Source organism: Blautia sp. 210820-DFI.6.14 (genome assembly GCF_020558815.1).
In the GTDB taxonomy this organism is placed as follows: Bacteria; Bacillota; Clostridia; order Lachnospirales; family Lachnospiraceae; genus Blautia_A; species Blautia_A obeum.
On the sequence record NZ_JAJCKS010000023.1, the window covers coordinates 1 to 23487 of the forward strand.

23 protein-coding genes are annotated in these 23487 nt (G+C 40.7%); 3 read left to right on the plus strand and 20 right to left on the minus strand.

Annotation, left to right across the window (positions count from 1 at the left end; genetic code table 11):
- Positions 1 to 39 precede the first annotated feature (39 nt).
- From LI112_RS13880 to LI112_RS13920, 9 genes are all read right to left on the minus strand, one after another.
- Positions 40 to 1044 carry a LacI family DNA-binding transcriptional regulator gene (locus LI112_RS13880; RefSeq protein WP_227190903.1) on the minus strand — a complete coding sequence of 335 codons (1005 nt, stop codon included), beginning with the start codon at positions 1042 to 1044 and terminating at the stop codon, positions 40 to 42.
- 63 nt (positions 1045 to 1107) lie between these two features.
- Positions 1108 to 2340: an MYG1 family protein gene (locus LI112_RS13885; RefSeq protein WP_227190904.1), complete on the minus strand. Its 1233-nt coding sequence runs from the start codon at positions 2338 to 2340 to the stop codon at positions 1108 to 1110.
- A 33-nt stretch (positions 2341 to 2373) separates the two neighbouring features.
- Positions 2374 to 5724, minus strand: a complete 3351-nt coding sequence (locus tag LI112_RS13890; protein WP_227190905.1) for a DEAD/DEAH box helicase family protein — start codon at positions 5722 to 5724, stop codon at positions 2374 to 2376.
- A 46-nt stretch (positions 5725 to 5770) separates the two neighbouring features.
- Positions 5771 to 6853: a restriction endonuclease subunit S gene (locus LI112_RS13895; RefSeq protein WP_227190906.1), complete on the minus strand. Its 1083-nt coding sequence runs from the start codon at positions 6851 to 6853 to the stop codon at positions 5771 to 5773.
- Between the two features lie 36 nt (positions 6854 to 6889).
- Entirely contained in the window at positions 6890 to 7858 is a 969-nt protein-coding gene (gene xerA, locus LI112_RS13900) for a site-specific tyrosine recombinase/integron integrase (protein ID WP_227190907.1), read from the minus strand.
- Positions 7859 to 7901: 43 nt separating this feature from the next.
- A complete protein-coding gene (locus LI112_RS13905) occupies positions 7902 to 8363 on the minus strand; it encodes a hypothetical protein (protein WP_117739074.1) in 462 nt (153 codons plus the stop codon).
- Positions 8363 to 8821 carry a DUF3990 domain-containing protein gene (locus tag LI112_RS13910; protein WP_022387964.1) on the minus strand — a complete coding sequence of 153 codons (459 nt, stop codon included), beginning with the start codon at positions 8819 to 8821 and terminating at the stop codon, positions 8363 to 8365. Before LI112_RS13910 ends, LI112_RS13905 begins: the two co-directional genes overlap by 1 nt.
- Positions 8822 to 8833: 12 nt before the next feature.
- Positions 8834 to 9943, minus strand: a complete 1110-nt coding sequence (locus tag LI112_RS13915) for a restriction endonuclease subunit S (protein WP_227190908.1) — start codon at positions 9941 to 9943, stop codon at positions 8834 to 8836.
- Positions 9944 to 9968: 25 nt separating this feature from the next.
- On the minus strand, positions 9969 to 11471 hold the full coding sequence (locus LI112_RS13920; RefSeq protein WP_227190918.1) for a class I SAM-dependent DNA methyltransferase: 1503 nt from the start codon (positions 11469 to 11471) through the stop codon (positions 9969 to 9971).
- A 148-nt stretch (positions 11472 to 11619) separates the two neighbouring features.
- Between LI112_RS13920 and LI112_RS13925 the strand changes: the two genes are divergently transcribed.
- On the plus strand, positions 11620 to 12066 hold the full coding sequence (locus LI112_RS13925) for a DUF5684 domain-containing protein (RefSeq protein ID WP_005425348.1): 447 nt from the start codon (positions 11620 to 11622) through the stop codon (positions 12064 to 12066).
- Positions 12067 to 12133: 67 nt separating this feature from the next.
- Here LI112_RS13925 and rsmH read toward each other — a convergent pair whose 3' ends face one another.
- Complete coding sequence (gene rsmH, locus LI112_RS13930; RefSeq protein ID WP_022387962.1) at positions 12134 to 13192, minus strand: 16S rRNA (cytosine(1402)-N(4))-methyltransferase RsmH; 1059 nt, start codon at positions 13190 to 13192, stop codon at positions 12134 to 12136.
- Positions 13193 to 13274: 82 nt separating this feature from the next.
- Positions 13275 to 14189: an alpha/beta hydrolase gene (locus tag LI112_RS13935; RefSeq protein ID WP_227190909.1), complete on the minus strand. Its 915-nt coding sequence runs from the start codon at positions 14187 to 14189 to the stop codon at positions 13275 to 13277.
- A 227-nt stretch (positions 14190 to 14416) separates the two neighbouring features.
- On the opposite strand from LI112_RS13935, the gene LI112_RS13940 reads away from it, so the two are divergent.
- Both LI112_RS13940 and LI112_RS13945 read left to right on the plus strand, forming a co-directional pair.
- Positions 14417 to 14974, plus strand: a complete 558-nt coding sequence (locus LI112_RS13940; RefSeq protein WP_022387960.1) for an ECF transporter S component — start codon at positions 14417 to 14419, stop codon at positions 14972 to 14974.
- 30 nt (positions 14975 to 15004) lie between these two features.
- Positions 15005 to 16135 (plus strand): alanine--glyoxylate aminotransferase family protein, encoded by a 1131-nt coding sequence (locus LI112_RS13945; RefSeq protein ID WP_022387959.1) that lies wholly within the window; start codon positions 15005 to 15007, stop codon positions 16133 to 16135.
- Positions 16136 to 16280: 145 nt separating this feature from the next.
- Here the strand turns inward: LI112_RS13945 and LI112_RS13950 are convergent, their stop codons facing one another.
- The 9 genes from LI112_RS13950 to LI112_RS13990 form a co-directional block, all read right to left on the minus strand.
- Entirely contained in the window at positions 16281 to 16904 is a 624-nt protein-coding gene (locus tag LI112_RS13950; RefSeq protein ID WP_055065721.1) for a peptidase C39, read from the minus strand.
- Positions 16905 to 16925: 21 nt separating this feature from the next.
- Entirely contained in the window at positions 16926 to 17471 is a 546-nt protein-coding gene (locus LI112_RS13955) for a TIGR00730 family Rossman fold protein (protein WP_173908662.1), read from the minus strand.
- A gap of 3 nt (positions 17472 to 17474) precedes the next feature.
- Positions 17475 to 17756, minus strand: coding sequence for a hypothetical protein (locus tag LI112_RS13960; protein WP_173908663.1), 282 nt, complete (start codon positions 17754 to 17756; stop codon positions 17475 to 17477).
- Between the two features lie 15 nt (positions 17757 to 17771).
- The gene (locus tag LI112_RS13965; RefSeq protein WP_173908664.1) at positions 17772 to 19115 is read right to left on the minus strand and encodes an anti-sigma factor C-terminal domain-containing protein; all 1344 of its coding nucleotides are present in this window, start codon (positions 19113 to 19115) and stop codon (positions 17772 to 17774) included.
- On the minus strand, positions 19112 to 19612 hold the full coding sequence (locus LI112_RS13970; RefSeq protein WP_227190910.1) for an RNA polymerase sigma factor: 501 nt from the start codon (positions 19610 to 19612) through the stop codon (positions 19112 to 19114). The genes LI112_RS13965 and LI112_RS13970 overlap by 4 nt, the downstream gene beginning before the upstream one ends.
- A gap of 287 nt (positions 19613 to 19899) precedes the next feature.
- Entirely contained in the window at positions 19900 to 20445 is a 546-nt protein-coding gene (locus tag LI112_RS13975; protein WP_227190911.1) for a DUF2284 domain-containing protein, read from the minus strand.
- A gap of 6 nt (positions 20446 to 20451) precedes the next feature.
- Positions 20452 to 21972 carry an ASKHA domain-containing protein gene (locus tag LI112_RS13980; protein WP_173908668.1) on the minus strand — a complete coding sequence of 507 codons (1521 nt, stop codon included), beginning with the start codon at positions 21970 to 21972 and terminating at the stop codon, positions 20452 to 20454.
- Between the two features lie 15 nt (positions 21973 to 21987).
- A complete protein-coding gene (locus tag LI112_RS13985; protein ID WP_173908670.1) occupies positions 21988 to 22788 on the minus strand; it encodes a dihydropteroate synthase in 801 nt (266 codons plus the stop codon).
- 25 nt (positions 22789 to 22813) lie between these two features.
- The gene (locus tag LI112_RS13990) at positions 22814 to 23449 is read right to left on the minus strand and encodes a B12-binding domain-containing protein (protein WP_173908672.1); all 636 of its coding nucleotides are present in this window, start codon (positions 23447 to 23449) and stop codon (positions 22814 to 22816) included.
- Positions 23450 to 23487 lie beyond the last annotated feature (38 nt).

Sequence of the window (23487 nt, forward strand, 5' to 3'; positions counted from 1 at the left end):
TATTTTTTTTGCACCAAAAAGAGGCTGCGCACTAATTACTTAGTGCGACAGCCCCCTCTTTACTAAATAAACCGGACTTTTTATATTTAATTCCTTCAATTCTTCTCCCTGAATCAGCTTCATCAGACGTTTCAGAGCCATATGTGCTTTTTTCTGGACATCCTGATGAACTGTCGTCAGTTTTGGGCGGACCATACTCGCATACATACTGTCATCATAACCTGTGATGGAAATCTGATCCGGAACCCTGATCCCTTTATCAAAAAAGAAGTTCATTGCTTCAATTGCATCATAGTCTGACGAAAAAGCCAGTGCTTTTGCTTCAAGGAAACGCGGTAAAAGTTCTTCGTATTTCCTGAGACGGTATTTTTTCTCACCTGGAACAACAATGTATCGGGAACGACTGCAGAATCCGCCCTTCTTTTCCATTGCCTGCTTGAATCCCATCCATCGATAATAGTCGCTGTCTCTTTCAGTTTCCGCAATAAACAAAGCCTTTTTATATCCACAGGAATAGAGATATTCTCCTATCTGGTATCCTCCTGAATAATCATCTACACCGACATTCTGGAAGGTATAGGCACCTTCAGGATAAGCATCGATCAGGATCATTTTCTTATTCAGCTTACGTGAAAGACTGCGGTATCTTTCTTCATTGTATCCAAGGATGATCAGTCCCTCAACATTCCATTTTGACGCAATGTCTACTACATTCTGAATATCTTCGCCGCCGATGAGCATAACGTAATATCCTTTTTCTTCCGTTTCCATACGGATGTTTCCAATAAGTTCTCCCACAAAAGGATCCTGAAGGGACTGCATGCCATGAGCATAGGTAAAACCCAGGACTACTCCTATAATTCTGGAACCATGACCAGAAAGCATCACCGAGCCCATATGCGGAACATAGTTCTGTTCTTTAAGGATTGCTGTGATCTTATCAATCGTTTTCTGGGAAACTCTTTTCGTATTTCCGTTTATGACATTTGATACGGTAGTGCGGCTGACACCAGCCATTTCAGCAATATCCTGAAGACGAATCATCTGTTATCACGCCTCCTTTGCACATCTTATGTATGTTTTTAGAGATACTGCGATTTTATCAGTTTAGGACCCTGATGGAATACGCACGATCAACTTCTGTCCATCTTTTTCTGCCAACACAAGCACCGGGATATGTTTTTTGCGCAGTGCATGTACGATTGGATATGCCGCGAAGAGATTTTCTCCGACAAAAACGGTCTCTGGCTTGTATTTCAGGATCTGTTTTACCTGTTCTTTGACTCTGGATTTCCACTCCTGTTTTTCCATGGTTACTTCTGCATAAACTCCCTGGATTTCAACTTCCGGAAGTGTTGGAAAATCTATATGAATGATTTCTGCTGCCTGTAATTTTGGAAGCTGATGGATGAGTTCATCGTATTCTGTATCTCCGCCAAAGCTTACGATCACAGGTTTCTCGTGAAACTGTTCCATGCTTAGCTTACATGCCTGTACTGCATCCACAAGTTCACCGGTTGTCATAAGGAAACCACCTTTGTGACAGAAACCGGCTGTTTTGAGCCCTGTAACCTCCTGCAGTTCTTCGTTCTCAAGGCCGAGCCATTCAGCTGGAAAACTGCATTTGTAATTCATGGAGTATTCTTTTTTCTGCGGCTGAATGCAGTAACCGCCTCTGTTAGACGGAAAGATCACAAATGCAATTGATGTCTCAGATAAAAATTTCTGACACGGCACAAACTCCGGAAGGATCAGAATCTTTGCATCCTCGCAGTGTTTTTCTCTGTCATGAAATGCCTGCATGTGTCTTTCATAAATTTCTTCTACTCGTTTATCGGCACGTTCGTTTCCTCTGTAACGGTCGAATTTGTTTTCCAGAATCATTCCGGCAACACTGACTGCCTGGAAAAAGGCTTCGTCGTTGCTTCCTTCGGCATCCCAGGTTGGATTGAAATTTCCGATCAGTGACGCAAGCTCGTTTTTCTCACCGGTGTTATCATTGTTATCCAGTGGCTGCACAAAGGATTCATCGAATTTATCCGCCAGTTCTTCACCAAGGATTTCTGCACCAAGCTCCTCCCAGAGAAGCCCAAATGCCGCATATGCAATGCCATTCTCTCGAACTCTGCTGTCCTTCTGGTGATGATCGTATCTGCCTCTGCCGATATCAAATACGATACCGTCAAAATCTTCCGGTACTCGGTTACCACGTAGAATCGTGAGTTCTGGGTTTAAATATAGTAGTAACGCAGCGGAAAATACATCATCCGCATGGAATTTACCACTGTGGGTAAAAGCAGTTGCGTTTTGCTGGTGGATTTTATTTAGTAAGTTATTCATGTAGGTACTCCTTAACTGTATTCAATATCTATTTTAAGCTGCCAATGCATTGGCATTGACCTGTTCTATTGTTTTTCTGATTCCCATCCATACTGAAAGATCTGTAAATACTTCAACTATACTTCCCTGATCAGTAAACGGAGGTTCCTGTAAAACAGATAAATCTTTCATCATCCCATTGTGAACAATGAATTCTACAATTTGATTTACAAAATAGATCTGTCTGCTATCCAGATTTGTCTCATCCAAATATTCAGCAAATGCCTCTTTTGCAGCAGTCATATCAAGGCCAACTATCTCACGAACAAACTCACCTAATGGCTTCTCACCATACTCTGCTTCATAATCTTGTTTTGTTCCGATTTCACTCCACAGAATGTTTTCAAGATTTTTTATATCCTCTGATGTTAAGGGTTTGTTATTTTTTAATTTAGCGATTGCTTCATTATCCTGATGCTGACGTACATAATATTCTGCCTTAGCCTTATAGTTCTTAAGATCATCATTCTCCAATTCAGATTCTTTCCATTCCATTGCCAGAATTTCGTCAGCAAAGTTAGTATCATAGATAATTTTAGGACCTTTAGGAATGTACTTCATCAGATCACGAAGGTTTTCTCGGATATGTTCAAACTCATTAATCCCCGCATTTGCAAGATAGTCTGTATGAAGAATCTGATTAATCAATTCAGCCTGTTCCATAATTTCCGGAATATTAGCCACACCTGAGAGCGCAGATACTTTTGACATCAGATCCCGGTGTCCTCGAGAATGCTTCTTTCCAATCAAATAAGCTAATTCAATGCCATACATTAATGCATCAAATCTCAATGCTGTAACTTCATCATTTTCCGGCTCAATTAACGGAGCCAACTCCTCGCGTACCACAAGAGTATCCTCGTAAGTCAGCCCTACATAGTTACTTTCATTTGCGTAAATATCAACATATTTTAAATGTTGCCGCACTGCGAAATTTTCTCTATTAAGTTCCTTGACCTTTGTAGTCATATGATTAACAAGAGCTTTACGATAGGCAATTAATCGTTCCGTCTGATATACTATGTCCTGCAGTTTATAGGCAATTTCAAATTCAAGCTGAAAGATAGCACCCTGTAAGGCAATCATATTAGCTGTTGGACGTCCTTTACTCATTCGGAAGAATTCAAAATTACCACAGAAATCGAAGATATAAAACTTATCTTTGTCTTCTCCATCCAATAATCCAGGGCATAAACGTGTTCCACGGCCTATCATCTGCCAGAATTTTGCTTTACTCATCACCTTTTTGAAAAAAACAAGATTTACTACTTCTGGCACATCAATACCAGTATCAAGCATATCTACAGAAATAGCAATCTGCGGCATTTTCTTCGGATCAGAAAATTCATCAATAGCGCTCTGTGCATAATTCAGATAGTTGTCGATTACTTTTGCATAACCTACAAGATGCGGGTATTCTTTTCCAAATATCTCATAAATTTTTTCTGCATGTTCATGATTTTTGGCAAATATAATACTCTTACCGATTTTGTTGCCATAGTCCACTTTAATTCCATTGGTCATGAAAATATGAAGAACTTCTTTGATCGTATCCTCGTTGAATACCCAATCATTTAATGCAGATGAGTTAATGCTCTCAGGCAACTCACCATTTTCATCTGTAAATTTGTTTTCATATTCTTCTTTTTCTTCCTCTGACAATTCATCATATACAATACCCTGATCAATGAATTTCAACGTAGTTTCCACGGAAACAAAGTCAACAAGGTACCCATCTTTTACTGCCTGCGCCAGTTCATAGCCATATGTCGGAACACCATTTTCCAGTTCGAAAATCTCGTATGTATTTTTGTCAATCTCGTCTTTTGGTGTTGCTGTTAAACCAATTAATGGCGCATCAAAATAACTGAAAATGTCTTTATATTTATTATATATTGATCTATGCGCTTCATCACAAATAACCAGATCAAAATGACCACAGGTAAACAGTTTTCCTTCTTCGTCATGAATGGAATCTATGCAATTCATCATGGTCTGGTAGGTTGCGAACACACCATGAGCCGTATAATTATCCTTCTCTTCGCAAAGATTTGTAACAGACAAATCCGGGAGAAGATTCACAAAGTTCCTCTTTGCCTGCGTTACAAGTGAATTACGATCAGCAAGAAACAGGATGTTTTTAATCCAGCCCTGCTCTAATAATACCTTGCACAGTGCAATAACTGTTCTGGTCTTTCCTGAACCTGTAGCCATAACAAGAAGTGCTTTACGACGATTTTTTATGTCAAAACTGTCACACACCGCTTTAATTGCAGCTTCCTGATAATACCTTCCTGCAATATTTTTATCCACAGTAATGTATTTCAGACTGGATTTCATTGTCTGAAGATTAAAAAGCTTTTCGAGATCTCGTTTAGAATAAAATGCTGATACTTTTCGTTCCGGATATTGGTTATCAATAATTTTTGTTTCGAAACCATTTGTAAGAAATACCACTGGTCTTCGTTTCTGTTTTTCTTCAATAAGATCCGCATAGAGTTTTGCTTGCTGTCTTCCTTTAGAAACATCGACACACGTACGCTTTGCTTCAATAACTGCCAGTATACGCCCATCATTTCCCATCAGAACATAATCTGCATAACCAACTTCTGACTTATTTGGCATACCAGGGAGCTCATACTCATTTATCCAGTCTTCCCCTTCCGTCCATCCAGCGTCCTGCAGCATAGAATCAATGTATAATTTTCTTGTCTTATACTCTGATAAATCAAGTGGCTTAGGAACATACGCATCCTGCTGTTCTTCTCGTCTGGCTGACAGTTTCTCCTTCAAATCCGCATTTTCTTTTATTAACGATTGTAAGTCTAACTCTTTTTTTTCAAGCTCACTGATTTTTTTCAGAAGATTTTCTTTTGTGTCTGCAGCGTCTTTTTTCGATTGTTTCGCTCTATTAATTCTGTCTTCAATTAACTGCTTATCAAAAATATGTTCTGTATAATCCGAAGAATAACAACATGCAATAAAATCAAGATAAATTGCCAGGTTTTCCAGGCAAAGCATTGCCTCTGCCCTACCAGTCTTTTTGCTATTATGTGCAACATTATTGCCGCATCTTCGAATGTAATCCATACGTTTCCATATATCGTATCCGACAATATCCCTGAAATCTTCCGCATTAATAAGACTCTGCAGATTGTCCTGATAAGGCATATCCAGTTGCTTTTCAACAGAGTACATCCATTTTACCGCGAATTCCATCGCCCTGCGACAGTTTGTGACACATGCCTCCGGATCAATCAAAATAATCTTCTCTGCAGACACAGCTACGTCTGCAAATGCCTTAAATTTTTCTTCATTTTTTAAATAATCAAAGTTGGTTATCATAGAAACCTCCTTTTGTATCGAATACGTATTAATTTTATGAAAACAATTAATTGCTCAGCTTTATAACTTTTGATTTGTCGACTTGTTTGATGAAGTCGGCAAATTGTTCTTGCAGCTCAATTGCTGGAACTGTCACATCTAGCATTTTCATTTTAACACCAGTCAAATGAGATATTGTCGCCTTAGCACCTTCAATAGCAGCAAAACCACCGTTCTCACAATTGTACTTAAACCACCATGCCAAATAGTCTGGTAAAATTATGTCTTGGTTGCATCTCACTCTATGAAGTGCCTTTTGAAAAAAACATTTCTTAACCTGATTGTGCCAAACTGCACATCTGCCAATCTCTCCGCCTTCACAGACAAGTAAATCTCCGTCCTCAAGACAAAATTCTTCTCGATCTTTTTCATTAAAATCCATTTCATTCAAATTATCTAATTCAAATCTAAACCATTGAACATTGAAATTGGCTAAATAAGGATATTTACATGTACCCGTCTGATGTTTAGCATCGAGCATTTTACCTAATCTTGAAGTAGTAATATCAGAAAACTGCTTACATTCCCATTTTCTATCATTATGCATAACATCCCCAAACATCTCGACAAATCGGGCTTTGATGAGTTCATTCATTTTATCAATTTCACTTTTTCTAAGCTCTATGATTCTTTTTACTCTATCTAAATTATTTGCAATTGTCTTTTGGTCGTTTTTGGGTGGCAGTAAAATTGGAAACTCTTTTAGCATTTCAAGTTTCAGATTGTCTCGTACACTTCCTGTTGCAACTGCTCTAATTCTTTGCAACGCAAAATCACTCTTTAAATAATAATATAAATATTCTTGATCCAACTCCTCAGAAACCGAAAAAACATTATAAAGGGGACTAACTATAACCCTTTCTTCATTACGTTGCCAGTCTACCGATCCCACATTAATTCTTGATGGATTATATGCGAAACAACCTTGAGGAACAATTTTGTAAGTAGTTTTATCTTTGCTAGCAACCTCTTTACCGAAATAATCTCGACAAAATCCTTGAGTACTTGTAACACTATATACTGGAATATCTTCGTCAGCTTTGTTTTTTTTCGAATATTCTTCTATGTAATTGCCTAATCTTACTTTCATATACATCATCCCTACAAATCCGAATTGACAAAGAATTCAACTCATATATTTCTGATGAGATGATTTTACATTTGCCTGATTTACCATAGCATACTGCATAGTCGTGTCGATTTGCGAATGCCCCAGTATTTTCTGTACCTGTTCTATTGGCATTCCTTTATCTATTGCTCTGGTAGCCATCGTCCTTCGGAACTTGTGAGGATGTATTCTTTCCAAATTTAGTTTTCTTCCCAATGCGCGCAATCGTATTTCTACACCGCTGATTTTTAATCGATTATATGGATAATCCAATGTAACAAAAAGTGCTTCATTATTGTCTTGTCTTTCTTCCATGTATCTTTTCAAATGTACTTTTGCTTTTGCATCAAAATACACACGGCGTTCCTTATTTCCTTTTCCATAGACAACACATTCTCTGCCTTCCAGATCAATATCATCAATATTCAGATTGACTAATTCCCCAACTCTTATTCCTGTCGAATACAACAGATCAATTATTGCCAGATCACGACTTTCCGTACAATAATCTCTGAGTTTTTCAATTCCCTCATCAGATATTACGCTTTTTACTACTGTTTTGGTTTTTATTTTATGAATGCGCTTCATCGGACTTTTTAAAATGTAATCCTCTTCCTCCAACCATGAAAAGAAACTAGATATATTTCTGCGAATATTATCTACAGTCACATTTGTACAATGACTGTTTTCCTGATACTCAGATAAATAGGCTCTGATTTCTTCTGTCGTTATCTTTCGAATCGGAACATTCATTTTCGAAAACATATGTAGTATTGTAGTTTGATAATACTGTATCGTTCTTTCAGAACATCCTTCAATTTTTTTTGCATCCAAAAACATCTGAAGGAAATCATTATTTGCCACATTGGACTTCTCTATTTTGTTTTCAGCAAACGTATCCAACATAATCTCCTGTAATTTTTTCATCTGTGCAATTGTCAGATAGGCAGACATTTCGTTAAGTACTTTTACAATTTTTTCTTCCATGCTGGTCATCTCCTTTTGTACCAGCATCCTTCATCCATTTTACTTAAAGCATTTTATTTTCTCTATATGATTCGTATATGTATGATGGATTTTCATAATATACGCTGCTATTATAATCATCTATTTTTGTGCTGATAAAGGATCTATACACTTTTATCAACGCATCAATCACTTCTATTCCTTCATTTTCAGATACCTGCTTGATCAGTCTTTTATATACTTTTCCAATATCCCAATATGTCGGAATAGCATACTTACATTCTCCAACATTATCAAACTGTCCTTCCTGAATATTACACTTTTCAATGAATTCATCGCTTACACTATCTATATTTTCACAGTGAAATACGTCTGCATACTCGTAAATTCTTTCAAGATTTTTCTTTCCTAATGCATTTACCACATCAATACGTGTATTCTTTGTTTTTCGTGCAACATAATCAATCAAACTGCAGGTATAAAAAAGATCATTATCTTTTTTGTTTTCTCTTCCTTCACCGACCATTAAAACACCTCGCAATTTCTATATTCCAGGCATTGCAATGCTATATCTGTACAAAAAGCAATCTGATGGGTTGGATACCTGAATTTTGCCAACACCCAAAACTGCTCTCGCGTAATTACACCATCCATATAATCGGATACATAGTTATAAATCTGATCATCTGCCATAGCTCCAATCACAATATCATAGGTATGACTCTTTCCGCTTCGACAAGCAATTATGAAATCCAACCATTCTTCGGACATATCTTTGAATTCTTTAATGTTCAGTTTTTCTTTAACCCGTACATCATAAATAGAAACTACTTTTGTATCATAGCGTCTCGCCCAGCGTTCAGCCTGTTCTTTAATTACTGTACAATAAAAGCCTGTTCCGAAGTCTTTCGTATTGCGTCCTTTTCGTATTTCCGGCTTTTCTACGGCTTGATAGCCACCATGATATACTGTCATCATTCCCATTCGCAACACTCCTTATCCAAAATACTGCTGCATCAAACTATCAAATAATAATTGTGTTTTTTCCAATGCCTTTTGTACTGCAACTTTTGATTTGTCGACTTGATGGACGAAGTCGGCAAATTGATTTTGCAATTCTATTGGTGGAACATGTACATAAATCTGTTTTAATTTTGTAACATTCACTCCTGCCATTATTGCTCCCGAACTCACTAATTCTATTTGCCTTGTAACCGATCCACTAAAATGTAACTGACACATCATAAATAATGGATTTATTCTTTTTCTATCTACTCTAATTCTTAAAACATCAGAATGAATGATTCCTTCTGGATAATTATCTGGAAAAAGTGCACATTTTCCAACATTTCCTTTTCGTGACATTGCAATATCGCCTGGAATAATTGTATATGCCTTTAATTGTTCAGCTTTCTCCTCTGTCAAGAAATGTGTTGGGTTAATCAAAAATGCTGCATTAATCTGTGGAATTTCCCACACAGCAATTCCTGATTCTATATATTCATCCTTGTTTAGTTGAGTACCAAATGGGCCACATTTTATGTCATCCTTATCTGTACAAACATCTATAAGTTTACTCTTATCCCATGAACACTCTGGATTAGCTAAATCCCCAAACATCTCGACAAATCGGGCTTTAATAAGTTCGTCTAATTTTTGAAGTTCCTGCTGTCGCGAAGAAATTACACATTCTATTCTTCCCAGAATATTCACTATTTCTTTCTGCCTATCCAAAGTATCTAAGTTGAACTCTTCCTTTTTATAATCTTTAAAATAGATATGTGGTATAGTCGCACCTGTAAAATATTTTTCTAAGTGCATATATTTCACAACATAGCAAAGATATTCCGGCAACACATTTTCTTTTGGTAATAAATACTGCATAGTACCAATCACCGAAGACTCTGCTGGATACAAAGAAGTTCGACCAATACCTGCCCCATCTTTTACAACAGCAACATATGGTTGATCTTGATGATAGAAATCGACATTCCCTATATACCCTGCAGCTCCATAAATTGGATACTCCCCAGTTTTATCTATAACATCTGATTGCTTGAGGTTTGATGAACCTCTTACGCAAACATCTTCAAGTTTTGCTCTCATCTACATCATCCCTACAAATCCGAATTTATAATCCAAGTAACTCTTCTAACGCAGCCATCTCTTCTCCAATCTTCATTTCTATCTCATGAAGGTCCGTCATGATTTCCTGTGTAGAAGGATACTCAATAGGTACATATTCTACTTTCTTATACTTATTAATCGAAAGATCATAAGCATTTTCTACAATTTCTTCCTTGGGCACAAAGAAACTCTGCTCAGTACGTTCTCTGTCAGCTTCTGCTTCAAGATTTCGAAAACGAGCTATGATATCCGGAATATCGTTTTCTTTGATTTCGCTTCTCTTATCGTCTAAGCTTAATCCATCTGCTTTCATGTCATAGAACCAAACCTTATCAGTTCCACCATGGCCTGTCTTGGTAAAGATCAGGATTGCAGTAGAAACTCCGGCATATGGTTTGAACACTCCAGAAGGCATAGAAATAACTGCTTCTAAGCGATTATTTTCAACGAGTTCTTTTCTGATCGACTTATGAGCATTAGATGATCCAAATAAAACACCATCTGGAACTATGCAGGCACATCTTCCACCAACTTTAAGCATTCGAAGGAAAAGTGCCACAAACAGTAATTCCGTTTTCTTTGTTTTGCATACTTTTAGAAGATCAGCAGATACTATTTCATAGTCAAGTGATCCCTTAAATGGAGGATTGGCCAAAATCAAGCTGTACTTATTTTTATCTGGATTCTGATCAGACAAGCTGTCGCGGTATTCTATCTTTGGATTATCTACACCATGAGTCATCATGTTCATAGCTCCAATGCGAAGCATCGTTCTATCCATATCAAAACCATGGAACATCTCATTCATGTAATGATTTTTGTTCTGACGATTAAAAAACACATCTTCTTTTCGATTCTTTTTCAAATATTCACTGGCAGCTACCAAAAAACCGGAAGTACCGCAAGCAGGATCACAAATTACCTCATCTGGTTTCGGCTGCATCAATTCAACCATCATATTAATAATATGTCTTGGAGTTCTGAACTGGCCATTTACACCAGCGGTAGCTAATTTTGAAAGCAAGTACTCATATACATCACCGCGAGTATCTGCTTTCTTTAACTGTGCCATCTGCTCGTATATATCGTCTAATGATGTTACAATTTTATCCAACATCAACGGAGTTGGCACCTTAAAAATTGCATCGCTCATATACTTTGCATATGCACTTTCTTTATTTCCATGTAATTCTTTTATAAAAGGAAAAACCCATTCCTGCATAACAGAATACATCTTAGCTGCTGGAAAATCATGAAACACACTCCACTTCAACTGATTTCCATCAATTGATCTTTCTCCAATCTTTACTTCTCCAGCAAAAATACTCTTGTATGGCAGGCCAAGCATGGCTGCTTCTTTTGCATGCATATTATCACTGTCATCCAGATCTCGAATGAACATCATATAAGTCATCTGCTCAATAACATCCAAAGGATTTGTTAAACCACCAGTCCAGAAAATCTCCCACAAACTGTCAATTTTATTCTTAAGTTCACCTGTAATTATCAAAATTCTTTCCCCCTAGGTTTCATATTGAACAGTATATCACGATAAGGTAAGCATGTCATGAATTTTTCTGTACCACCTCCACCCATTTGACAGTCCACCTTGATTGTGCTTTAATGAGGGTACAAAAAATTAGGAGGCAATAACTATGGGACTTCTTATAATCAGTTCTATGATGGTCTTAGGCGGTATGTATCTGATCTTTGCTTTTGTATGGTGGATTTTGCAGATCATCGCAAACTGGAATATTTTTACCAAAGCCGGTGAGGCAGGGTGGAAAAGCCTTATTCCGATCTACGGTGATTATGTTTCCTACAAAATTGCCTGGCAGACATCTTATTTCTGGCTGAATTTTATCCTTGGAATATTACTTTCTTATGTATCAAATGCCAATCTTAATGAAAGCATGTTTCTCTCACTGATCGTTATTCTGCTTAAGATTGCGCTTACAGTGATCAATATCATGTATTGCGTAAAACTTGCAAGAGCATTCGGACGTGGTATCGGATTTGCGATCGGACTCATCTTATTACAGCCAATCTTCTTACTGATTCTTGGCTTTGGCTCTGACCAGTACTACGGTGCAGACAGATAATACAGACACATAGCTCTTATAATGAACGAAGGCATCTGAGATTTTCTCCCAGATGCCTTTTTCTTATTTAATATTCTGATTTGACTGCCCAGCGCATTTTGGTTGATCTGGCGCGTCCGTTCTGGGCGCATTCCTGTGCGGATGGACGTACGACATCTTTTGCATAATCGGAATAGATTCCTGCTTTGTATCCTGCCTTGAGGGCTTTTTTAACAAGCTTGTCCTCTCCGGAGTGGAAAGTCAGGATTGCCACACGTCCGCCCGGTTTCAGTGCATCAGGAAGTTTTTCCATAAATTCATAAAGAACTTCAAATTCACGATTCACATCGATTCTAAGTGCCTGGAATACTCGCTGACAAGTCTTACGGACGGTATCCTTCTTTTCTTTTTCCGGAAGGAAATCCAGTGTTTTTTCTATAATCTCACGCAGTTTTGTTGTGGTATCCACACGATTTCCCTTGCGGATCTCGTCAGTGATCGCTTTTGCGATTTCTTCACAATACGGCTCATCAGAATTCTCGTACAGCATTCCGGCAAGCTCCTCACGGCTGATCTTATCCAGTCGCTCTGCTGCACTGATTCCTTTCTCCTGATTCAGTCTGAGATCCAGCGGTCCATCTGCACGGAAGGAAAATCCTCTCTTTGGATTGTCGATCTGCATTGAAGATACGCCAAGGTCAGCAAGGATAAAATCGAATCCGCCTGCCTCTTTTGCAATCTCATCGATCGTGCAGAAATTCTGGAGTTTCACGGTCAGGATGTCCTCTCCAAAGCCCTGCTCTGCCAGACGTTTACGTGTCTTTGCAGATTCCTCCGGATCTACATCTGTCGCATACATATGCCCTTCTCCGTGCAGACATTCCATCATTGCCTTTGTGTGTCCGCCATAGCCGAGGGTTGCGTCAAATCCTGTCTCACCCGGCTGGATCTTAAGAAAATCCAGAATTTCATTTACCATAATGGAAATGTGCATTCCAGCCGGTGTGTTTCCCTTACTGATTACATGCTCGATCGTATCTTTGTATTTCTCTGGATTTAATTCTTTATATTTTTCTTCGAATTTACGAGGATATTTTCCTTTATATCGTACTCTTCGTTTGTGCGGTGTCTGTGTTTCCTGTTCCATATCATTCTCCCTGTTTCTGTATTTTTATTGAAAATTCGTGGCTGTTCAAAGTCTGTATAGTTCCAAATCTTCTGTATCAAGATTACATTTTTTCTTTTATAAATTCTTCTACTATATCAAGTGCTTTTTCGCTCATAAAGCCGCCCCAGCCATGTCCAGCATTTTTCAGCTTGACAAATTCTACTTCTTTATCCATCTGTTTTAATGCCTCATATAAAATGCAGGACTGATTAAACGGAACCAGTGGATCCCTGCCGCCGTGCATAATGAGAATCGGAGGTGTTTCTCGGTCAGGCTGCAAATGAACCACGGGATTGGTCGGATAAACATCTTCCGGGTGATCATGAAGTGATTTTCCCCCGATCAGAATGCCTGCCGGACTGGTACTTGAATCATGATCAATGACTGCGGGATGCTGTACTGCTGCCATAAGATCCGTTGGTCCAAACCAGTCAACAATGCAGTCGACCTCGGTACTGACTTCAGGATATTCCTCCGGAAGATACTTTGTATTACCTGTAATTCCTGCGATCAAAGCACTGTGGGCTCCACTTGAATCACCCCAGAGAGAAATCTTATCTGTATCAATATGATAACTTCTTCCATTTAAACGTAAGAAACGAATTGCTGTTTTAACGTCTATTACCTGTGCCGGAAATGGAGCCAGATCGCTTTCTCTGTGCTCTACGATCGCAATTGCATAGCCTCTTTCGCACATCCGTGCCAAAGTGGGAAGACTCTGAAAAAGATTCTGTTTGTGCCAGGAAGAACCCTGCACATATACGATCAAAGGCCATTTCAGATCCTGTCCGAATACTGTTGGTGTCATGATCTGAAGGTGTAATTTCTTTCCACTGTGAACTGCATATTCTACATCCGTATATAATTCTGTACAGTATCCAAAGTTGTCTTCTGCTTCTATTTCTCTGACACCCTCCGGAAGCTCCTCGCTCTCCGGAAAATCCATTTTTTCCATAGGGGACAGTATTTTTTTCACTTTATTCCTCCATATAAGAGTTTTTGTTAATGCTGATTTTAACATCCGCACTGATAAATAGCAAGCATGACAGAAAAAGCAGTATCATTCGCTTGTGGACTGTCCCCTTATTTTTTTCATAAATTGCCTCTTTATTAATGTACAGTTCTATTGTAAAGTATAGTCCAAGTAAAACATATCAAACAGGGATGTTAATTGAATTAACTCCCGGGAAAGGATTTATTATCATGGCAAACGCAAATGTACAGACAGCAGCAAACGATCAGGAGGTTTCTTCTGTTCAGTTTCTCACCGTAACAGCAATCTTCGTTGCACTGACTTATATCTTTACTGCATTCATCAACGTCCGTCTTCCAATCGCAGCAAATGGAGGACTCATTCACCTCGGCAACGTTCCTCTGTTCATCGGTGCGATCATCTTTGGCAAGAAAACCGGAGCAATCGCAGGTGGTGTCGGAATGGGACTGTTTGACCTGCTCTCCGGATGGACTTTATGGGCTCCATTTACTTTCGTGATCGTTGCTCTGATGGGCTTCACTGTAGGAAAGCTTACCGAAGATGAAAAACACCAGAACTTCAAATGGTATGTGATCGCACTTATCGCAGCCTGTGTGATCAAAGTCGTAGGTTACTATATCGCAGAAGTCGTAATTTACGGAAATCCACTTGCACCGGTTGCTTCCATTCCTGGCAACCTGGTACAGATCGGTGTTGCAGCAGTCATCACACTGGTTGTAATCGCACCGCTGAATGTTGCAGCTAAACGCACTGGTTTAAAGAAATAAGAATTTAATTAAGAAAAAGGACTTGATCTTATGTATAAAATTATGACACCGGGCCCGACACAGGTTGCTGAAAACGTACGTCTCGCCCGCAGCAGAGAATGCACAAACCCTGATCTCGATGAAAGCTTCGTAGAATTTTACAAAGAAACCTGCGAAGAGATCAGCCGCCTTCTCCACACCGACAATGAAACTCTCATTCTTGGCGGAGAGGGAATCCTCGGTCTGGAGGCTGCCTGCGCTTCTATGACAGAACCTGGTGACCGTGTCCTCGTACTGGATAACGGTATCTATGGCAAAGGATTTGCTGATTTTGTTTCCATGTACGGAGGATGTCCGGAACTTTATTCCAGAGATTACCGTGAAACTCTCGATGTGCAGGAACTTGAAAACTTCCTCAAAGAACATCACAATTACAAATATGCAACCGTTGTCCACGGGGACACCCCTAGTGGCATGCTGAATGATGTTTCTGCAATCTGTCCTCTTCTCAAGAAATATGGCATCATGACCGTTGTCGATTCCGTATCTGCTTCTTTCGGTGAAGCAATGCGTATCTCCGACTGGCAGATTGACATTATGTGCGGCGGCTCCCAGAAAGTTGTCTCCGCGCCTCCAGGGCTGACTTTTGTAGTCATCAGCGATGATGCCAAAAAGGCAATGGCAGAACGTAAGACACAGATTGCATCCTTCTATGCAAACCTGACTACTTTTGCACATTATTATGAAGAAAAATGGTTCCCATACACCATGCCGATCAGCGATATCTACGGACTTCGTGCAGCGATCGACAATATCGCCGCAGACCCGGATATCCTTGCACGACATGAAAAAATCGCCGAGGCTTCTCGCAAGGCAATCACAGGTGCAGGACTGAACCTCTACCTTAAGAGCGGATTTTCCAGTACGGTCACGGTATTCGAAGTACCAAAAGGAACCACCGCAGCCGCCATTCTTGATGGTGTCAAAAACGATTACAATATTATGCTTGCAGGCTCTTTTGATGTACTTGCAGGCAAAGTCATCCGCATCGGTCATATGGGAAACAATGCTGATTTCTACAATGTCCGCGAAGTCTTTGCAGCATTGGATGGAACACTCACCAAGCTTGGCGTTCCGCTTAAAGCAAGCATGGAGAAAATCTTCTGCGACAATATGAAATGAGGAATATTATTATGAACATCCCGTCAAACATCATTCAGGGTGTCGGCGGACTTCATCCATAATTCTTAAACACACCCAAAAAAGGATTTCAGTTCCATGGTTTGATATAAAATCTCCATGGATTCTGAAATCCTTTTTTCTATAATCAGATAAAGTACTCGATGACTTCCTCCGGCACGGTCTTTGTCTTTTCATTGAAAATGAGAACTGCTTCTCTCTCTTCCACCGGACCGAGAGCATATATTATTTCTTTATTTTCCTGATTAAAGTACTGAAAAGGTACGATACGGTTATATTCCCTGGGATGTTTATCATCCATCAGAATATCTTTCTGTTCAAATGGTTTATCCCAGTAATAAGGATCAAAGAGAAGAATATTTTCATTCTGTATACCTGTCATCAAAACATAATGCTCTTCCTCCAGATACAGACGAACAACCGCCACGCCACCATGGTTCAATGCATGATTAATGCGGCTTTCTTCACTTATGTACACGCTTCGCCCTGACAGATACTCACTGCTCACGGACATGATTCCCAGCTCGCCGTATTCATTCAGCCAGTTGCTTAAAAACATCATTGCAGCTCTGGACGTCCCACGTTTCCCTGGGATGCCCTCTTTGCTGTGGCAGTCCAGACAGTAGAGCATCATATTTCGGACTGCCTCCGGTGGAATTTCTTCCCGTTCAAATAAATAGGCGATTGCATTCATCATAGATGTCGGTCCGCAGTCGTATTCGGATAACTGGTAATGTAATGGATTTTTCATCTTTTATTCCTTCGTTTGTGCCTATTGTCTGCGATAGTTTTCTATGTATGTAAGGATCTGCTCCGGATCATCCATAAACGCACAAAGTTCCATGTTGGCAACATCCATAAATTTCTCGTCAGCGGTATGTTGAAGCAGAGCTTTCATTCCATCATAATAGCCGTTGATATTATAAAGAACGATCGGGCGGTCCAGCCTGTGCAGACTTTTGAGTGTCAGAATCTCAAAAAATTCTTCGTAAGTTCCAATTCCGCCCGGAGTCACGATTGTTGCATCGGAACGTTCCTCAAGGAGTTTTTTTCGCTCGCGCATGGTTTCTGTAAAAATAAATTCACTGCAATTCTCATATAAAACTCCCGGCTTGTCGAAGAAACGCGGGGCAATACCGAGGATATAGCCGCCTTCGGAATCAACGCCCCTGGCTGCTGCTCCCATCATTCCGGTCGTGCCTCCGCCAAATACAAGTCCATGACCGCGCTTCGACATCATTCTGCCAAGTTCTTCTGTTTTTTCATAATAAATCTGCTCCAGTTCTGCACTGGAAGCTCCGTAAATACATATATTCATAATTTACTCCAGTCCGGCGAAAAACAGCTCATAGAAATCATCTTCGCCTTCCAGCATCGGGGAGTTTTCCCCGCCGCCATTGGTGCTTCTTCGCATGGTTGCATAGAATTCCTCTCCTGCTGTGATAAGATCCATATCATAAATCTCATATCCAAGCTCCCTGCATTTCCGGCAGAATGCACTAAGAGGCTGTGCGTCTTTCCTTGTTTCCAGAAGCTCTGCCCGCAGCTTTTCGTCACGGCGCGCTTTGCTTTTCAGTTCATCTAACATTTCTGTAATTTCCATAGTCTCACTTCTTTTCTAATTCTGTGGTGTCGTTTGAATATAAGATACCACATCCTGCTTATAAAGTTCAAGAAGAGTCTTTTTCTTTGCACTGACGGCAAATCCATGAATTTTAAGACCGTTTTTCTTTACGTAATTGATCATGTCCTGATATCTGTCCGGGGAATCGGTTGTCTGGCCCATCATCGAAAGAATCTCGTCATGATCCTGGATGTAGGATAGCATGCTGATAACGTGAGTCTGCATAGTTTCTTCATCATTTGCTTCTACCCGGTCGTACGAATCTGAATTGTCCAGAAGCGACAGATATGGATATGTTTCTCTGTCCCAGCTCATGCTCATTCCGGATGGAAGTGGGCAAAAGCCAATGTTTGGTTCCACGCAGTAACCATCTTTGTCTTCTGTATGCACGGCACACCAGAGAGTCCCCCATTCCAGTTCTTTCTGATCCGAAAGATTCTGAAACCACTCGATGAAATCTTTATAATCCATGATGTCATTGATGGAAACATAGGCAAGGTACCAGTCGTTGTCATTGTATGCTTCAATTGCTTCTTTAGAGTCCTGAATGCTTGCCTGTTTACGTGCTTCTGTATCCATTTTGGTTTCCTTACCGTTTTCATCTACTTCCCAGGCTTCCCAGGCGGTCTCGTCTCCCGGAATGTAGAACTGCATGATCGGGCGGCTCAGTACATTGTTATCATAGAGAGTAAGTTTTCCCCGAACCAGGCGTCCGCTGACGGAAGTAAATTTTCCCGTCCAGCTGGAAGTCTGTGGAATGACGATGTCATATTCCCCATAGCCCCTCGATACTGCATTGACCTGATCCCGGTGATTTCCCGGCAAAAACAGCTCGGAATAAACAGACATATCCAGTTCCATTCTGGTCGTGGTCATTTCTTCATATTTTCCTGCAACTTCATTCGGATCGTAATAAAATTTTGACACAACTTTAGGAAGAATAAAAACTGCACACAGGACAACTACAAGGACAGCAGCCCCTACAATCATTCCCATTTTGATGAAAGCTTTACGAATGGAACGCTGGATTTCCTTTATAAAGCGCCTGTTGAACTCATCCTCCTGCTCATTCCGGGAATCTCCGATACATTTATTTTTCTTTTCTATCTGATTCTCTGACTGCTCCTTCTGGTTGTTTTGCTGACCTGTCAGCCATTCTTCATTTTCCAGATTTCCTGCATTTTCACTCTCCAGATCTGAAAATCCTGGTATCTCGCCTTCTTCGTAGAGAAATTCACTGATTGCATCCTGTTTCTCGATTTCCGCTTCTATCTGTTTTTTTGCGCTGTCTTCCAGTTTGCCTTGCTTATATAATTTCAATAACTCACGATATGTCATTTGACGCCCTCCTTTTCCAGATATTTTTTCAGTTCTTTTTTTGCCCTGTATGCCAATACACGCACATTTTCTGGCGTGATATGTAGAACAGCCGCAATCTCTTTTTGCGACATTCCGCCAAAATACTGCATCTGAATAATTTCTCGTTTTTTTATCTCCAGTCTGCGGATTGCCTGATAAAGCATTCGCCTGTTCTCTTCCTCAAGGATTTTTTCAAACAGATCTTCGTCTGTTTTTTTCTCTGGAAAATAATCCTGCTCCTCCATCAATATCTCCCGGGATTTCTTTTTTTGCTGATTATAAAAAAGATTTCTCGCTACCATATAAAGCCATGCCCGCATATTTGTATGCCCATCCGGCAGTGCCAACAATGCTTTGAGAAACGTCTCATGAAGCAGATCTTCCGCCAGATGCCCGTCACCGCAGAGGGAATACAAATACAGATACAGCTCTTTCTGATAAAGGCCATAAAGCTTTAATAAAATTTCATTATCCACATCTGCCTTCCCCCTTTCCTGCATTCTGCACCGGATACTGCCTTTCTGTCCACTTTTTCCACCGGAAATTTTCTCTCTTTCAACAATATAACATCTGAACGCGGAAAATGTTACAAAAAAATCAGCACTCAAAAAAAGTGCTGACCGGTTTATCTGTTATTTATCTGTTATTTATCTGTTATTTATCTGTTCATTCCAAGCTTTGCCATCAATGCATCCTGAAGAATCTGAGAGAAATATAAGTTTTCACGTATGGCAGCTTCATTTCACTCTGTCCCTTGCTTCTTTCAGAACAACACACATCCCGTATAAGTAATCGTTCGTGGTCCGTAATAATATTTCAGGTTATTATCCCGGCAGACCTGCGTAACAAACAATCCATAAGCTTCCATAGAAGAAATAGCTTTCTCCGGGAAACGACATGGCTTCGGATAAGCACATTGCCCGCAGATTCTGCAGCCACCTGCTCCCAGCATCAGCATATCCGGAAATTCTTCCATCATCTGTTCCCGCAGAATTTTAAGATATTCTGTATGCAATTTCTCTGTCTCTCTGTATATTCTGGTATCAATATCCCGCCGCAACACACCTGTCGTCTGCACCAGAATACCTCTTTTATAGGCACGCATCCTGCGTTCACATTCATCCAGCGTTCCACAGGCCGGCGGGCAGGTCCAGTTGTGATTGTACGCATGACACATATCTTCTGCACATGTCTCACGCACCAATGGCATTACCTTCAAAGTCTCCGGATTCAATACACCAGCTTCTGAAAATCCGATTTCTTTTGCTGTCCTTATCCATTTTTCTGTAATTTCGTCATCTGTCATCATCTGTTATCACACCTCCGAAAATGCCATATGCTTCGCAAAAGTTCTCTGGAATTGTGGCAGACTTGCCAGATCCAGAGGTTCAATTTTTTGCACCAGTTCGCCGGTCAGTGCAAACAACTTCTGGTCCATGGTAATCTGACGGCATCCCATTCCGGCAGCATTACCACCAGCGATCACTTTAGAAAGCAGCGGCTCTGGTATCAGGCCGATTCTTGCTGCACTTTTTGCATTCATATATGTGCCAAATGCGCCACACAGGATCACCCGGTCAACCTGCTCGTAAGTAATCTCAAGTTCTTCCATCATCAGTTCAATCCCCGCTGCAATGGCTCCTTTCGCCATCTGCACTTCCCTGATATCCTCTTGTGTCAGAGAAATCTGATCTGTAACTGCATAGATTCGATTCTTCTCATCCCCATAATATGCTTTCTGAATCCTTCCTCTGCGATTAAGTATTCCAAGATCCAGCATCACTGCAACTGCATCAATCAATCCTGAACCACAGAGTCCCTGTACTTCTGCATCTGACACAGGGGTTCCTTTTTTCAGAGGCTCCTTCCGGCCTATCACAGAACTGTATACCGTACTGTCTTCCATCCAGATATGATCAACAGCTCCGGGACCACCCCGCATGCCACAGCTGATTCTTCCTCCCTCTAATGCCGGACCGGCTGCGGTGGAACAGGCTACCATTCGATCTTTATTTCCCAGAACCATCTCTCCGTTGGTTCCAATATCAATCATCAGCGTGATATTATCTTCTTTATACATTCCTGTAGACAATACACACCCCATCGTGTCCGCACCGATGAATCCTGCTATATCCGGAACTGTCAGCAACACCCCGCCTGTCATATCCGCAAAATAATCAGAAAGCTTTTCTTTGACCGTTTTTTTGATTGCCGGTGCAAAGGGCGGGTGAGTCAGATTTTCCGGAGCAATTTTCAGAAAAATCTGCTGCATGGCCGGATTGCCGACAATCGCCATCGTTCCGATTTTTTCCGGTACTTTCCTGTATTTTCTGCAAAGAGTATGAACCAGATTTTCAATTTCCTGCCGAATCTTGCGGCACTGTACATCCAACTCTCCATTTTCTGCCGCCTGGATTCTGGATATCACATCCGCACCATAAGGATACTGTGGATTCAGCATGCTCTCCGAACCAAGGATCCTGCCACTTTTTCCATCCAGCAAATATACCACAACCGTAGTTGTCCCAATATCCACACTGATATGACAGTCTCCCTCCTTCACCGGAGAAACTGCAAATTCTGACTCCATTCCATTTGCAAGGATCCCAGTACTCTTTGGCGCCTCCGGCAGAATAACGGTCACATCCTTTTCCACCTGATACTGGCATGCCAGCACTTCCTGTTTTCCAACCTTTACTTTACATTTTCCACAAAGCCCATGCCCGCCACATGGTGCATCTAACAAGAGGCCGGCACTTCTGCCAGCCTCTTGAATGGACGTACCTGCGGAAACTTTTACAGAAACATGATTTGGTAAAAATACAATTTCCGGCATATGTCCTCCTTTGTCCTATTTAAAGATTCCCTTTCTGAATGCTCTGTTATATTTACGTCCGCCCTTATCTCTCTGAGATAAAGCTTCTGCTGCAAAGAGCGTTCCCATCATAAAAGAACTACACGGATCCATGATCGCGGAATCCAGTCCTGCTTCCACTGCAACCGTCATGCATCCTGCATTGACATATTTTCTTGCAGGCATGTTAAAACTTACATTTGACAATGCTCCCGTCACTTTTACTTCCGGTGCGATCTCATGGATCTTTTTAATACAAAATGCAAAATCATCCATGGAAGTCGGTGCGGTCGCCAGTGCCATTACACAGGGATCAATATGTAAATTTGACAGCTTCACACCAAAATGATCTGCTTTGTCAATAATACTTTTTGCAATCTCCAGCTTCTTATCAGGCTGCATAGGAATGCCCTGCTTGTCACAGGTCAGACCGATCACATTCCAGTCAGTTCCCGCGATCAGCGGAAACAGTGTCTCACATTTGGTTCCTTCTTCATTAACAGAATTGACCATGCCCGGACGTTTCAGCCGTCCCTCTTCAATGATGCGTTTCAGCAAAAGCGGATCTGGACTGTCAATGCTAATCGGAAGATCCGTGGTATCCTGAATCAGATCGATCAGCCATACCATCGTGTCATATTCGATTTCCGGCGCAGTACTTGGCGCACAGTCAATATAATTTGCCCCTGCCGCCGCCTGTGCTGCTACTCGCTCCCGGATCAGTTCCTCGTTGTGATCTTCAATGGCCTGTCTGATGGAAGGAATCGCACCATTGATTTTTTCACCTATAATAATCATACTGCTGTCTCACCTCTGTTATTTCTTATGCTGCATTTACCCAGTTTGTACATACCTGAACGGTCTTCTGTGGACTGTAAGCCCATTCGTCCGCGCCAAGTGCTTTGCAGGCCTCCTCACTTACCGGATTTCCTCCAATGATGATCTTCACATCATCACGCATGCCTGCATCTTTAAACGCATTGATCGTATCTTTCATAGAGTCCAGTGCCAGTGTCAGCACACCTGACAGAGCAACGATCTTGATGTTTTCCTGCTTGGCGACTTCTACTACCTTTTCAGGCGGAACATCGATTCCCAGGTCAACAACTTCAAATCCACCTGCTTCCAGCATTGCTTTTACAATATTTTTACCAATGTCATGAAGGTCATCTTTAACGGTGCACAGGATCATACGACCCAGTTTTTTGTGATCCGCGCCAGCCAGTGCCGGTTTGATGATATCCATGGCTTCCACCATGATCTCGCCTGCATAGATCAGGTCTCCTACGAAGTACTCACCTTTTTCAAACAGACTTCCTACCGCAGCCATTCCCTTCTGGCATGCTTCCAGTGCATCTTTGACGCCTTCTCCATTGTTATCCATAACTTCTTTCATCATATCAAGGACGGTATCCTCATCAAGATCTGCCATAGCCTGTTCTAATTCTTTATAATCCATACTGATTCTCCTCTTCATTTATAAATCTGACACTTCTG